14 protein-coding genes are annotated in these 14228 nt (G+C 52.2%); 9 read left to right on the top strand and 5 right to left on the bottom strand.

The window, feature by feature from the left end:
• Window positions 1–23: 23 nt before the first annotated feature.
• Window positions 24–710 (bottom strand): RluA family pseudouridine synthase, encoded by a 687-nt coding sequence (locus EYB30_RS17090; protein ID WP_166840491.1) that lies wholly within the window; start codon window positions 708–710, stop codon window positions 24–26.
• A gap of 101 nt (window positions 711–811) precedes the next feature.
• On the opposite strand from EYB30_RS17090, the gene EYB30_RS17085 reads away from it, so the two are divergent.
• On the top strand, window positions 812–1486 hold the full coding sequence (locus tag EYB30_RS17085; RefSeq protein ID WP_166840489.1) for a pseudouridine synthase: 675 nt from the start codon (window positions 812–814) through the stop codon (window positions 1484–1486).
• A 56-nt stretch (window positions 1487–1542) separates the two neighbouring features.
• Window positions 1543–3120, top strand: coding sequence for an L-lactate permease (locus EYB30_RS17080; RefSeq protein WP_166840487.1), 1578 nt, complete (start codon window positions 1543–1545; stop codon window positions 3118–3120).
• Here the strand turns inward: EYB30_RS17080 and rrtA are convergent.
• Entirely contained in the window at window positions 3106–3690 is a 585-nt protein-coding gene (gene rrtA, locus EYB30_RS17075; RefSeq protein ID WP_241698071.1) for a rhombosortase, read from the bottom strand. The genes EYB30_RS17080 and rrtA overlap by 15 nt on opposite strands.
• Before the next feature lie 183 nt (window positions 3691–3873).
• On the opposite strand from rrtA, the gene ggt reads away from it, so the two are divergent.
• Window positions 3874–5631, top strand: coding sequence for a gamma-glutamyltransferase (ggt, locus tag EYB30_RS17070; protein ID WP_166840485.1), 1758 nt, complete (start codon window positions 3874–3876; stop codon window positions 5629–5631).
• Window positions 5632–5642: 11 nt separating this feature from the next.
• Complete coding sequence (locus EYB30_RS17065; RefSeq protein WP_166840483.1) at window positions 5643–6383, top strand: enoyl-CoA hydratase; 741 nt, start codon at window positions 5643–5645, stop codon at window positions 6381–6383.
• On the opposite strand, the gene EYB30_RS17060 is transcribed toward EYB30_RS17065, so the two are convergent.
• Entirely contained in the window at window positions 6380–6823 is a 444-nt protein-coding gene (locus tag EYB30_RS17060; protein WP_166840481.1) for a hypothetical protein, read from the bottom strand. The two genes, EYB30_RS17065 and EYB30_RS17060, sit on opposite strands and share 4 nt — an antisense overlap.
• Before the next feature lie 117 nt (window positions 6824–6940).
• Window positions 6941–7915 carry a cysteine synthase A gene (cysK, locus tag EYB30_RS17055; RefSeq protein ID WP_166840479.1) on the bottom strand — a complete coding sequence of 325 codons (975 nt, stop codon included), beginning with the start codon at window positions 7913–7915 and terminating at the stop codon, window positions 6941–6943.
• Window positions 7916–8064: 149 nt separating this feature from the next.
• On the opposite strand from cysK, the gene EYB30_RS17050 reads away from it, so the two are divergent.
• The 5 genes from EYB30_RS17050 (at window position 8065) to EYB30_RS17030 (ending at window position 13279) form a co-directional block, all read left to right on the top strand.
• A complete protein-coding gene (locus tag EYB30_RS17050; protein ID WP_166840477.1) occupies window positions 8065–8910 on the top strand; it encodes an AAA family ATPase in 846 nt (281 codons plus the stop codon).
• A gap of 179 nt (window positions 8911–9089) precedes the next feature.
• On the top strand, window positions 9090–10259 hold the full coding sequence (locus EYB30_RS17045) for a vWA domain-containing protein (protein ID WP_166840475.1): 1170 nt from the start codon (window positions 9090–9092) through the stop codon (window positions 10257–10259).
• A gap of 13 nt (window positions 10260–10272) precedes the next feature.
• Window positions 10273–11502 carry an EAL and HDOD domain-containing protein gene (locus EYB30_RS17040; protein WP_166840473.1) on the top strand — a complete coding sequence of 410 codons (1230 nt, stop codon included), beginning with the start codon at window positions 10273–10275 and terminating at the stop codon, window positions 11500–11502.
• 148 nt (window positions 11503–11650) lie between these two features.
• Window positions 11651–11956 (top strand): DUF6172 family protein, encoded by a 306-nt coding sequence (locus EYB30_RS17035; protein ID WP_166840471.1) that lies wholly within the window; start codon window positions 11651–11653, stop codon window positions 11954–11956.
• Between the two features lie 42 nt (window positions 11957–11998).
• A complete protein-coding gene (locus EYB30_RS17030) occupies window positions 11999–13279 on the top strand; it encodes a DEAD/DEAH box helicase (protein ID WP_166840469.1) in 1281 nt (426 codons plus the stop codon).
• Between the two features lie 54 nt (window positions 13280–13333).
• On the opposite strand, the gene atcC is transcribed toward EYB30_RS17030, so the two are convergent.
• Complete coding sequence (gene atcC / locus EYB30_RS17025) at window positions 13334–14227, bottom strand: cold adaptation protein AtcC (protein WP_166840467.1); 894 nt, start codon at window positions 14225–14227, stop codon at window positions 13334–13336.
• Window position 14228: the final 1 nt, after the last annotated feature.

The following is a 14228-nucleotide window of genomic DNA, read 5'->3' as shown; positions in this document are numbered from 1 at the left end:
CAATGGTTATTTTTACTGTTTAGTCAGTAAATTAGCTGGCCCTGAGCGGTAACAAAATCACTGTCGGCGCTAAACTGCAACGCAGTGCCATGATAAGGTTGCAACACTTGCAGGCTGGCCGCATGCAGCAGTAAACGCGGCGCGGCGTGCAAGGCGTCGTTATCGGCATAAAAGGCATCACCAAGAATGGGGTGCCCCAGATGCAACATATGCATCCGTAGCTGATGTGAGCGGCCGGTAACGGGCAGCAATTCAACCAAAGCGCGATCGGGCAGTTGCTGTAGCAGGCGGTAATGCGTAATGGCCGCTTTGCCGCTGCTAAAACACACTTTTTGCTTCGGCGGGTTGTCGGCGTCAGCAATTAACGGCACATCAACCGTGCCCTGGGCGCGGTTTAACCGGCCCCACACCATGGCCAGATAACGTTTTTTTACACTGCGCGCGGCAAATTGTTGCTTTAATGCGGCTTCGGCTTTGCGCCGCAGCGCCATTACCACCACGCCAGAGGTGGCCATATCCAGGCGGTGCACGAGCAAGGCCTGCGGGTATTGCTGCTGTACCCGGCTCAGCAGACAGTCGGCTAAATGCGCACCCCGGCCGGGATTAGTCAGCAAACCGCTGGGTTTGTTCAGCACAATCAGATCTTTATCCTGATACAGGATATCAAGCCAGGGCTGGGTCGGTGGCTGATAAATAAAAGCTTGCGTCATGCGGTATAGGTTCTACTGAAAAGGCCCTAAGCTTAGCCGAATTTTACCGGCAGACGAAGTGCTTTTACGGCATAATACGACGGTTAAACACGGAGAGCCGAATGAGCGATACGATAACAGAGCTGGCAATACTGCCGGCAACCAATGCGCCTTATCAATTGGTTTACCAGGATGATGTATTGTTGGTGGTAAATAAACCGGCACAGTTGCTGACGGTGCCAGGGCGTCATCCGCAAAATCAGGATTGCCTTATTCGCCGCGTACAGCGTGAGTTTCCTTTTGCTGAAGTGGTTCACCGGCTGGACTATGACACTTCGGGCTTGCTGATCGTGCCGCTAACCAAGCGGGTATTATCGGACATCAGCAAGCAGTTTCAGGCCAGAACCATACATAAGCACTATGTGGCGGTAGTCGCCGGTAAGCTGGCTAAAACGCGTGGTGATATTGAGTTACCGCTAGCAGCAGATACTGAACGGCGGCCGCTGTATAAAGTGTGTCAGCAAACGGGCAAACCCTCGCTGACCCGCTATCAGCTGCTAAGCTATGACAGTGAGACTGACCAAAGCCGGGTTAAACTTGAACCGGTCACCGGCCGCTCGCATCAGTTGCGGGTACATATGCTGGCACTGGGGCACGCTATGCTGGGCGATTCCTTGTATGCGCCAGCAGATATTGCCGCTAAAAGCCGCCGTTTACTGCTGCATGCTGAACATATCAGCTTCGTGCATCCGCTTAGTGGTGATGTCATGTCGTTCAACGCACCGGCGCCGTTTTAACCTTAACGTTTAGACTTACCAGCCGTTAGCGTGATATCAGTTTTTAAGGAGCATGGATGACACCACTTCAGCTGATTACCGCACTGATGCCAGTGTTAAGTGTGTTTGTGCTGCTGGTGTTGCTGCGGTTGCCGGCACGCCAGGCCATGCCCCTTAGCTTATTGTGTTCCGCCGTTTTGGCTCTGCTGGTCTGGAAGATGCCGCTGTTGCAATTGTCTGCCGCTATCGTTGAGGGTTTATTGATTGCACTGACCATTGTCTGGATCGTGTTTGGCGCTATTTTGCTGCTGAAAGTGCTGCAACACACCGGTTCAGTAGAGGTAATTAAGCAAGGATTTAGCCAGATCAGCAGCGATAAGCGGGTACAGCTGATTATCATTGCCTGGCTGTTTGGTAGTTTTTTAGAAGGTGCGGCCGGCTTCGGCACGCCGGCGGCAATAGCGGCGCCTCTGCTGGTGGCGCTGGGTTTTAGCCCGTTGGCAGCCGTTGTGCTGGCGCTGATTGCAGATTCTTGCGCTGTCTCCTTCGGCGCTGTTGGCACCCCGGTGCTGGTAGGGCTGGCACAGGGGTTAAATGGCGCCAGCCAAAGTCATTTGCAGCAAATTGCGTTAACCGCTATCAGCATTGATATTATGGTCGCCTCTGTGTTGCCGCTGATTATGGTACTGCTGTATTGCCGGTTTTTCAGCAGCGTGCCCAACTGGCGCGCCGGTTTTGCTATTGCCCCTTTTGCGTTGCTAAGTGGTTTAGCCTTTACGCTGCCGGCTTACCTGGTGGCATTGTTGCTGGGGCCGGAGTTTCCGTCAGTGCTTGGAGCATTAATCGGCCTGGTTATTATTTGCAGCCTGGCCAAACGCGGTATTTTACTGCCTGCTGCTTTTGAACCGGCAACAACGCCGCTAACGGCAACCACGGCTAATTTTGGTTTGCTACGGGCCTGGTTACCCTATTTACTGGTGGCGTTATTGCTGGTGTTAAGCCGGATGCCACAACTGCCGTTTCAGGCTCTGTTGCAAAGTGTCAGTTTGCACTGGCCGCAAGTATTCGGTTCAGCCATTAGTGTGCGGATAGTGCCACTGTACTTGCCAGGCACCTTATTTGTCATTGCTGCGCTGGCGGCATTGCTACTGCAGCATGGCCAGCGCCGTCACTTTAACGCTGCACTGAGCCAAAGCGGGCAGATGTTATGGCCGTCACTGATAGCCTTGTGTGCGGCAGTGCCTATGGTGCGTATTTTTTTGCATTCGGATGTTAATGCTGCAGGCCTGAGCGCGATGCCGATGGCACTGGCGCAACTGGCAGCAACAGAGCTCAGTAGCGTCTGGTTGTGGATAGCACCGCTGGTGGGGGCTCTGGGCTCTTTTATCGCCGGTTCAGCGACCTTTTCAAATTTAATGTTTGCCAGTTTTCAACAGGCTATGGCGTCAGAGGCCGATATAGCACCACAGCTGGTATTAGCATTGCAAATGCTGGGCGCCAATGCCGGTAATATGATTTGTGTGGTTAACGTGGTGGCGGCCGCCAGCGTGGTAGGTTTAAGCGGGCGGGAAGGCGATATTATCCGCTATACCGCCTTACCTGCTTTGTACTATTGTCTGGCTGCCAGTGCGGTAGCCTGGCTAGTTTTTGTCTGACGGCGCGACCACAAGCAAGAGCAGGGCAGTCGCCAGGCCGGCCAGCACACCATACAGGTGTGCATCTATGGCGACGCTGGCGTTAATTAAGTCGGCCAGGTCAGCATCCGGCCCTTGCCATTGCTCCCATGCGACTTTTGCCAGTAGCCCTGCCAGTAACAGGGTGCCGGTGGGCTGTTTTACCTGCATATCTTTTATTGCCCCCAGTGTCAGCATCGCATGCAGCACGCCGGACAAACCAACATAAAGTCCGATGTCTGGCGAAAAACAATACAACAACATGCTGATCAACACGGCGCAGCCCAGCCAGTTTAACAAGGTATACCGGGGCGAATAGTAATGGCTGTGCAGTAACATAGCCAGCAGCAGGCCCGCCAGGTTCATTACCAGATGCCAGACGTTAGAATGCAGCAAATGGCCGCTTAGCAGGCGCCACAGCTGGCCATGCTCAATAGCGGTGCGTTGGTAGCTCAGCCACTGTTGTAGTGGCTCGGGTAATATAGCCAGGCCGGCGAGCAGCAATGCTAATACTAAATAGGGCTGAAAATGTTTGGCAATTAAGGGGCGCAAAGTAAGGCTTACCGCTGTAATAGATGGGCTTATGCAAAACGATCTGTAAGCTGGCGTCAAGCAGAATCTGTTTCTTTGCTGCAGGCTAGCCGTTAAAGCTGGCAACTGGCAGTGCTGATATTGATCTTGCTGCCGTATCTGGTTAGGGTGTAGCCATCTGCTGTAACCCGATGTGAACTATCTATGCGAGCTCTGTCTTTTGTCTGTTCCGGTCGCTATGCCGGCATATTGTTAAGTTGTGTGTTAACGGTTAGCCCGGTGCTGGCCCAGCAGGAAACCCGCGAGCCGGAAGCGGCAACCGGCACCTACCAACAGCAATTGGTCACGGCGAAAAGCTATATGGTGTCAGCGGCGCACCCTATGGCCACAGAAGCCGGGCGTGCCATACTGGCCAAAGGCGGCAGCGCGGTAGACGCGGCGATTGCGGTGCAACTGATGCTGGGGTTGGTTGAGCCGCAAAGCTCTGGCATTGGCGGTGGCGCTTTTATGCTGCACTGGCAGGCGAAGCAGCAGCAACTGACTAGTTTTGATGGCCGTGAAGTGGCACCGGCGGGGGCAACGCCAGCGTTGTTCCATGTAGAGGGTAAACCACTGGACTGGCGAGAGGCTTATGTTGGTGGTAAGTCGGTTGGCGTACCCGGGGTCATAGCGATGCTGTATCAGGCGCATCAGCAATATGGCAAATTGCCCTGGGCAGAGCTGTTTAACGATACCATTAAGGCTGCAGAGCAGGGCTTTAGTGTTTCCAGCCGTACGGCAAGACAGCTGGCAATGGGCTGGAACAAAGGCGTATCGCAGTTTTATGAGTCAAAACAGTATTTTTTTCCGCAGGGTAAGGTGGTAGCAGAAGGCAGTATCTTAAAAAATCCGGCGTATGCAGCCACCTTAACGGCAATAGCCACTAAGGGGCCCGACGCCTTTTATCGCGGTGAACTGGCAAAAGCCATCAGTGAACGGGTACAAACCGCGCCGGTCAATCCGGGCACTTTATCCGAAGCGGATATGGCGGCTTATCAGGCGGTGCAGCGTGACGCCCTTTGTATGCCGTATCGGCTATACAAAGTATGCGGTATGGCACCACCGAGCTCAGGCGGGGTGACGGTGCTGCAAATACTGGGCATATTACAACAGTTCGATATTAAGCGCGTGGCAGCTGACAGTGTGCAGGCGACCCATCTGCTGGCTCAGGCGGCTAAGTTAGCCTTTGCAGATCGCGAGCGTTATCTGGCCGATCCGGCTTTTGTTAGCGTGCCGCTAGCCGGTATGTTAGCGCCGGAGTATTTAGCCCGTCGTGCGGCCTTAATTGATTTGACGGCAGCCGGTGCCGCGGCGGAAGCAGGTGTGCCTGAAGGTGCGCCGGCTCTTGTTAGTGCGCCATCGCCAGAGCTGCCAAACACCAGCCATTTTTCTATAGTGGATGCGCAAGGTAATGCCGTAAGCATGACCAGCAGCATTGAAAACGTCTTTGGCTCTGGTTTAATGGTTGGCGGTTTTATGCTGAATAACCAACTAACCGACTTTAGCTTAAGCCCGGTGAAAAACGGTCATCTGGTGGCGAACCGGGTTGAGGCGGGCAAGCGGCCACGTTCGTCAATGGCACCGATGATGGTATTTGATGCCAATAATAAGTTAGTGCTGGTCATAGGTTCACCCGGCGGCAGCCGTATTATTAACTATGTTGCACAAAGCATCGTTGCCGTATTAGATTGGCAGCTGGATGTGCAGCAGGCATTAAATTTACCCCGGGTTACCCATCGTAACGATTACCTGGCGCTGGAAAAAGGTACAGCGTTGGCAGCGCAGCAGGCGATACTGGAAGATATGGGTTACAAAGTACAGCTACAGGATTTAAACAGTGGTTTGCATGCCATTATGTTAACCGACGGCAGCCTGCAAGGCGGTGCCGATCCGCGCCGTGAAGGCAGCGTGGCCGGACAATAACAGGACAACATATGAGTGATATTACCCAGCACTGTGAAAATGGCGTATTGCAGCTAAGCCTGAACCGGCCACAGAAAAAGAATGCGTTAAGCCAGCAGATGTACCGGCAGCTGACCGCCGCCTTGCAGCAGGCAGAGCATGACGCTGCGGTCAAAGTGGTGTTATTACAGGGCAGCAGTGACTGTTTTAGTGCCGGTAACGATTTGCAGGATTTTCTTGGCGCCGGGGAGTTAAACAGTCAGCATCCGACCGTACAGTTTTTGTATCAACTGGCGCAGTTCTCTAAACCTTTAGTGGCTGCAGTGGCCGGGCTGGCGATTGGCATTGGCACCACGGCATTACTGCATTGCGATTTAGTGTATGCCGCCGACAACGCCCGTTTTCAGCTGCCATTTACCCAGTTAGGTTTATGCCCTGAAGCCGGTTCCAGTGTGTTGTTGCCAAACGTAATGGGCTATCAGCGTGCGGCACAATATTTATTGCTGGGCGAGGCCTTCGGTGCGGCAGAGGCGCTACAACTTGGCTTAGTAAACCAGATAGTATCAGCGCCGGAGTTACTGGCGTTGGCGCAGCAAAAAGCGCTAAAACTGGCCAGCTTACCCCCCGATGCCGTACAAAGTAGCAAAGCACTGTTAAAACGCCAGCATAAAACCCTGACTTTGGAAACGATTGCCGCCGAGCTGGTGCAATTTCAGCGCTTGCTTAACAGCCCTGAGTGCCAGACACGGATAGCGGCGTTTTTTCAGCGCTAGCGGGCGCTGCTGCTGAATTTATCCACTTGCACCATTTTTATTACCCAGCGGCCTTTGTGTTGCACCAGCTCGACATTACGTAACTCGTCAATTTGCTTACCGTTGTGCTGACCGGTAAGCAAAATGGCAATTTCGGCTTCGTTTTCGTATTGCTCACGTAAATTGCCGCCGCTGCGATTTACCCGGATTTCTACACTGTCAAACGACATATTCATTAAGGTACGCCCGACCTGGCGCACGCTGCCATAGGAGTCTAACAACGCCGCATATTCGGGCGTGCACAGTGCTTTGGCATTTTCCAGATCTTTATCGTTATATAAAGCCTGAAAAAACTGGCTGGCAATATACTCTGGTGTGCCCCATTGCGCATTGACTTTCGGGCTGTCGTCGCTACAAGCACTTAACAGTAGCAGTAAGGGGAGGATCCAGCGTAACGTCATAGCAGATATCCGGTTGAAAAAGACGAAGCTCAGTGTGGCGGCTTTTTCTGGCTCTGTAAAGAAAAGAGCAAACAAAAGGGCAGCCGGAGCTGCCCTTAATTTTACGAAGTGCTTTGATTAAGCTTGTAATTCTTGCTCAGTAAAGACATCAGCAAACAGTGGGCTGGTTAAATAGCGCTCTGCCGCACTGGCCAGAATCACCACGATATTTTTACCGGCGTTTTCCGGCTTGGCTGCCAGTCGCTGGGCAGCCACTAAGGCGGCACCAGAGGAAATACCGGCCAGTATGCCTTCTTCGCGCATCAGGCGGTGGGCACCGGCAATAGCGTCATCGCTGCTGACCTGTTCAACGGCATCAACCAGGGATAAATCCAGATTGCCGGGAATAAAACCCGCACCTATGCCCTGAATTTTATGCGGGCCAGGTTTTAACTCTTCACCGGCTTTGGCCTGAGTGATAACTGGTGATTCTACCGGCTCTACCGCAACGCTGAGCAATGGCAGGTTTTTCTCTTGCTTTAAATAACGGCTAACACCGGTAATGGTACCGCCGGTGCCGACACCGGCAACGAAAATATCCACTTTGCCATCTAAATCATTGAAAATTTCCGGCCCGGTGGTATCAAAGTGAATTTGCGGGTTAGCCGGGTTTTCAAACTGACCTAAAATAAGATACTTAGACGGGTTAGACGCCTGAATTTCTTTGGCTTTCTCAATAGCGCCTTTCATGCCTTTCGGCCCTTCGGTCAGCACCAGATTAGCGCCTAAGGCTTTTAGCAGCTTACGCCGCTCCAGGCTCATGGTAGCGGGCATGGTCAGCGTAAGTTTATAACCACGGCTGGCGGCGACAAAGGCCAGTGCAATACCGGTGTTACCTGAGGTTGGTTCTACCAGTTCGATATCTTTGGTTAACAGGCCTTTTTTCTCGGCGTCCCAAATAAGGGCGGCACCTAAACGGCATTTTACGCTGAAGCTTGGGTTACGCGCTTCAATCTTGGCGTAGACATTGGCGCCGCCTTCAATAGTCCGGTTTAATTTGACCAGCGGGGTGCGGCCGATAGACAATGAGTTGTCTGCATAGACGTTTGCCATAAAAAAACTCCGTTTACGATAAATTGGTTATAAGAATACGCCTGCGTGGCAAAAATTAAAGTAGCTTTTGGCTATAAGATATTACGTTTCACCACAAGCCTGGCAGGCTGTAACACAGCAGGCTTTGGTCATAAGCATAGAGGGTAGTGATGGCCTTTGTAAGTACTGACAACTATATCGTGTCTGATGAACTGGCGCTGGCAGTAAATGCCGCCGTGACACTGGAAAAACCGTTGCTGATTAAAGGCGAGCCCGGCACCGGTAAAACCCGGCTGGCTGAAGAGTTGGCGCAAAGTTTAAACACCGAGCTTATTCAGTGGCATATTAAATCGACCACCAAGGCGCAGCATGGCCTGTACGAGTATGATGCGGTATCGCGCCTGCGCGACAGTCAGCTCGGCAGCGACAAGGTGCATGATATCAATAACTATATCCGCCCTGGGAAGTTGTGGCAGGCCTTTACAGCAAATAAGCGCCCGGTGTTGTTGATTGATGAAATTGATAAAGCTGATATTGAGTTTCCCAACGATTTACTGCACGAGTTAGACCGGATGGCATTTTATGTGCACGAAACCGGCGAGCAGGTAAGCGCCACTGAACGGCCGATAGTGATTATTACCTCGAACAATGAAAAAGAGCTGCCGGATGCGTTTTTACGCCGCTGCTTTTTTCACTATATCCGTTTTCCGGATGCCGATACCTTGCGTGCCATCGTGGACGTGCATTTCCCGCAGATCCAGCCACAGCTGTTAAGCACGGCGCTTGAGGTGTTTTTTGAGCTGCGCGAACTGCCCGGCTTAAAGAAAAAGCCGTCGACGTCAGAGCTGCTGGACTGGTTAAAATTATTGCTGGCCGAGGATATACCGGCAGAAGTGTTAACCGACAAGCAGCAAAAAGGCGGCTTAATGCCAATGTTTGGCGCTTTGCTTAAAAACGAGCAGGATGTCGCCCTGGTAGAAAAACTGGCGTTTTTGGCAAAACGTCAAGGGCGATAGAGCATGTCGGAGCTTTCTGCAACATTCTTTGGGTTCGACAGCGATGCCAGCGAAGGATCAGAACCTTGTTCCGGTCGGCACAGAGTGTCTGAGCGAGGGCGGCAGCCCGAACGAGTTGCTGTGACGAGCCGGGGCAAGTGTTGTGAGCCGCAGCGAGGAATAAACTGCGGAGCCGGGCAATGCTGATTGACTTCTTTTTTACGCTGCGCAAATACGGCTTAAAAACCAGCATTACCGAACTGCTGGACTTACTTAATGCGCTGAAACAGCAAGTGATCTTTGCCGATACCGAGGCTTTTTATCAGCTGTCCCGCTTGTGTTTGGTAAAAGATGAAACCCAGTACGATAAGTTCGACCGTGCCTTTGCCGATTACTTTGAGGGTGTCGCCGAAATAGACATCGCCGCCAGCATACCGCCTGAGTGGCTGATACCCGAGGTGCTGCGTAAACTCAGCGACGACGATAAAGCCAAACTGCAGGCGCTTGGTGGCCTGGATAAGCTGCTTGAAACCCTGCGTGAGCGGCTAAAAGAGCAGCAAAAAAAGCACAGTGGCGGCAATAAATGGATTGGCACCGGCGGTACCTCGCCTTTTGGCGCTTATGGTTATAACCCCGAGGGCGTGCGCATTGGCCAGCAGGGCAGCGGTGCACGCCGGGCCGTAAAGGTGTGGGATAAACGCGAGTTTAAAGATTTAGACACCGACAGCGAGCTGAATAATCGCAGTATTAAACTGGCGCTAAAACAGCTACGTAAATTTGCCCGCAGCGGCGCTGAGACAGAGCTGGATTTACATGGCACCATTCAGGCCACGTCAGAGCAGGCTGGCTGGCTCGACTTACGCTTTATGCGTGAGCGGCACAATGCCATTAAATTGCTGGTGTTTTTTGATATTGGCGGCTCGATGGACGACCATATCGAGCAATGCCAAAAACTGTTTGCGGCGGTGAAAAGCGAGTTTAAGCATCTGGAATTTTTCTATTTCCATAACTGTGTGTATGAAGGCGTGTGGCGCGATAATAAACGCCGTTACACCGAGCAGTTAAAAACCGACGATATTATTCATACCTACGGCAGTGACTATAAGCTGATCTTCGTTGGTGATGCTACTATGGGCCCGTACGAGATAGAATATCCCGGTGGCAGTGTTGAACATTTTAATGAGCTGCCGGGCAAAGTCTGGTTACAGCGCTTGCTGGCACAATATCCCAAAGCGGTGTGGCTAAACCCGCAGCCCAAACAATGGTGGCAGCATTATTACTCTATTGGCCTGATTGAACAGATTATGCAAAAACGCATGTATCCGCTGACACTGGATGGCCTGACGGCCGCTATTAAAACCTTGTTGTAATTAAGGATTAAACGTGACCCGCTTAAGCGTAGAACACAACACCGGCCTGGCATTGGCGCAGTATGCTGCCCAGCCCCTGTTTGACACAGCTAAAAGGCGTGTAGCGCTGGAATTACTGCAACGGAATAAAACGGCGATAGTGCCACTGATGCTGGATAACGTTAGCAGCGACGATTTAGCGGCGCAGTGCCAACAACTTAGCGATTATATGGTGCCTTATCGCACTGTGTTAGTGCTGCGGCTAAGCTTGCCATTGTTGCTGGCGCGCAAAACCTTAGCACTGGAGCCGGCCAGGGTTGTATTGGCGCTTGATGCGCCAGCGCCGGCCAGCCCGGCATTGCTAAGTGCGATAGTGCATTACAAAGCACAGGGCTTTCGTTTTTTGCTGGATGATGCCTGTGCTGATACCGACAGCCCGGCGCTGATAGCGCTGGCAGATATTATCCGCATTGATATGGCACGCACGCAGCTGACTGATATTGAACGGCATAAAGCATTGTATAGCCGTCCGGGGCTGCTGTGGCTGGCCGACAAGGTAGAAACGGATGCCCAGTTCGCGTTGTATAAAAGCCTGGGCTGTGATTGGTTTCAGGGCTATTTTCTACCGGATAAGCTCACCGTTGCCGGTAAGCAAATCGAACCCAGTGCGCTTAAGCTGGCCGAGATTATTGCCTGCTTATTTGTTGAAGAGCCGGATATTAATACTTTAACGGCCTTGCTGCAGGATGAGCCGGCCATCGTGATCGGGCTGCTAAAGCTAGCCAATAGCCCGCTGTATCGTAAAACCCGGGCCGTCAGCTCGATAAAAGAGATGGTAACCCGGCTGGGGTTGACGCTGGCGCGAAAATGGGTACTGACTTACGCTGTGTTGTCCGGCACTAGCGCCGCGGCGGCCATCACGGTGCTGACGCGTGCTCACTGCTGTCAGCGCATTGCCGCGCAGTGGCAACTTGGCCAGCCGCAAGAACAGCAATATTTTCTTGCCGGGCTTATTTCCGGCACCGATATGCTGTTTGGTGTCGACAGTGAAGCATTTCTGGCTAAGCTGAATATCAGCAGTAGCATTAAACAGGCGCTGCGCAATAACAGCGGGCGTATTGCCGAGGCTTTAACCCTGGTGCGCGCTATCGAACGTGGTTATGCGCTGGGTATTAACGCCAGTGCGGCAGAATTGCCTTACCAGATGTTGTATCAGCAAGAGCTGGCAGAGGTACAGCAACGTTTGGCGCAGGCAGGGTATTAGCGCCGACAGGCGTCGATGGCGTCTGTTGCAGTGCTGCTTTTAGCAGAAAACCACAAATAGTGGCGGTTATCTGCGGCACATCCATGTAGAATGCGCCTTTAAAAGCTGGCTCAGCTTTTACTCTTCAGCACAGCTGTGTAGGAATTTGATGAAAAAGACATTTGCCTTAAGCCACCCTAAGCATAAACCTGCCCGTTTGGTGGATTTAATTAAACATGAGATTAAAAAATACCTGAACAGGGAGCGGCGCAAACCGTTGCCGCAAGGTAAAGATTATTGGACCTTTGACTGTCGCTTTGGTGCAACAGAGGACAGTGCGAAGACAATCTTCACCTCGGAGATTAATAAGCAAATTGATGCGGCAGTAGCCCAGGGGCTGGCCAGCTTCTATGTTGAGATCCTGGCGCGCGCTGCAAACCATAAACCGCGTGCAACTGACGATAGCACAGCGTAATTTTGTTTTTTTCAACTGTAGCGTCGCTACAGAGGAACGGTAATGCAATTTTCATCTTTAGATTTAGCAGCAGACTTACAGCGAGGCCTGTTGGCATGCGGCTATCACACTATGACACCGGTACAGGCGCAGGCCATAGTACCGGCACGTCGCGGTAAAGATTTACAGGTTACAGCACAAACCGGCACCGGCAAAACCGCTGCTTTTGCTATTCCGCTGTTGCAGCGTATGTTGGATCACCCCAAAGCAACAGCAGAACGTCGCCCGCGCGCCTTGGTATTGACACCTACCCGTGAATTAGCCGAGCAAATTGCTGACGCTTTTAGTCGCTATGCGCAGTTTTTGCCATTGAGTGTCGCGGCCTTATACGGCGGTGTCAAAATGGGGGGGCAGGCCAGTAAGTTAAAAAATGGCGTGGATATCGTTATCAGTACGCCGGGCCGTTTGTTAGAGCATATCGCCCTTGGCAACACTATCCTGTCTGATGTTGAGTTTGTCGTGTTGGATGAAGCCGACAGGATGCTGGATATGGGCTTTAGCACTGATGTGCTGCAGCTACTGCAACTTACGCCTGACTCGCGGCAAACTTTGTTATTCTCGGCGACGACGTCAGCCGCCGTAAACGAGCTGTCACATCGTATGCTGCGTAATCATCAGCAGATCCGGGTGGCGAAAGCCAACAGTACGGCCGACACGGTAAACCATGTGGTGTATCCGGTAGAGGAAAGCCGCAAAATTGAATTATTCGAACAACTGCTCGCGGAACATAACTGGTTTCAGGTGTTGGTCTTTACCAGCACCAAAGCGCAGGCTGATCAGCTGCTGGCCGGCTTGCAACAGCGTAAGATAGACGCCGCGGTGTGCCATGGCGATAAAAGCCAGGGCGCCAGACGACGCGCTATTGCTGATTTTAAATCAGCCAAATTGCAGGTATTAATTGCCACAGAAGTGGCGGCCCGGGGTTTAGATATCCAGGGGCTGGATTTTGTCGTTAACTTTAATCTGCCGTATTTACCGGAAGATTATGTGCACCGTATTGGCCGTACCGGCCGGGCGGGTGCCGCGGGAAATGCGGTGTCTTTTGTCAGTCGTGAAGAAGAGCAAACCTTAGAGCGTATCCAAAAGCTGATAGGCAGCGACATTAAACGCATTATTAAACCCGGGTTTGAAGTCAGTAACCGCCAGTCGCTGTTAAAGAGTATTTCGCGCAAGGTGTTGTCGGGGCGGGCCAATAAAGCCAGTGCCACTGTGATAGCACCGGTAGGTGGCAGTAAAGCCGCGGCTAAAAGTAACGCTAAAAGTAAAACGCGCCGCCCGCGTTAAGTGGTCGCAGCAGCGGGGCTAAGCCGCCGCTGCAGGCGGGCGCTCAGGTGAGGGTTACAGGGCTAAATACTGCGGCCAACCCAGTAGCGGGTTGGTTAAGCCTTGTTTGCCTTCAAAGGCATCCAGCTTTTCCGGTGATGCATCGCTTTGCAGCAATGCCTGATAGGCTTTGGCAAAGTGCAAGGTGCGTAGCAGTGCCGGTATAAAATGCTGGCCCAAATCAGCGCGGATGGCATCTGCATTGGCCGCAGGTAACTCTGCCAGGGTGGTGTCGGTTTGCAGCTGAAAAAACGCCTCATTAAACCAATGCGGTTGCAGCTCGATACTACGCAGGCGCTTTTTTAAATCCTGCCGAACTTTATCGCCACCGCTCAAGGCGCGATAAAACACCACTTCGGCTAACACTTCTTCTAAGCTGAAATGTTCAAATTCATCAAACTGCTGCCGGGCGTAAAAATGTTGTTGCAGCAGCTGCATCGCCTGGCCACGCCGGTGCTCAATCAGGGCTTGCTGATATTGCTGGTAGCCGTTCCAGTCCTCGGCGTCCGGTGGGGTAGAGATGCTTTGCAGTAACTGCTCGGCCACATCACCGTATAATGATGTTTTACCGGTTTTTTTGCTTACTGTTGCCAGCATACTCCAGCCTTTTTGAAACGCTTTAACCACGCCATCCTGGGCCAGTAACAGGGCCAGTGCACGCTCGCTGTCATTCTCACTAAGCTGCTGCAGGCCCAGGCTAACAATGCCGATAACATCACAGGCCGCTTGCTCTAGCAGGTGCATCTTGTATTTGTTGTAAAACTTGTCAGCAAATTTCAGGCTCATCAGCACAGCTTTGCTTTTAATCTGGCTAAGCTCAGCCGCACTAAGTTTTTCTTCAGCGCTGGCATTGTTCAGCACCTGGCTTAAAAACGGCCCTGAGCTGCCATCACGTAGCATTAACTGCATG

Origin of the sequence: Rheinheimera pleomorphica, from assembly GCF_011634895.1 — a bacterium.
Lineage (GTDB): Bacteria > Pseudomonadota > Gammaproteobacteria > Enterobacterales > Alteromonadaceae > Alishewanella > Alishewanella pleomorphica.
The sequence above is the reverse complement of the archived record's forward strand: the minus strand, read 5'-3'. Positions and strand labels throughout refer to the sequence as shown.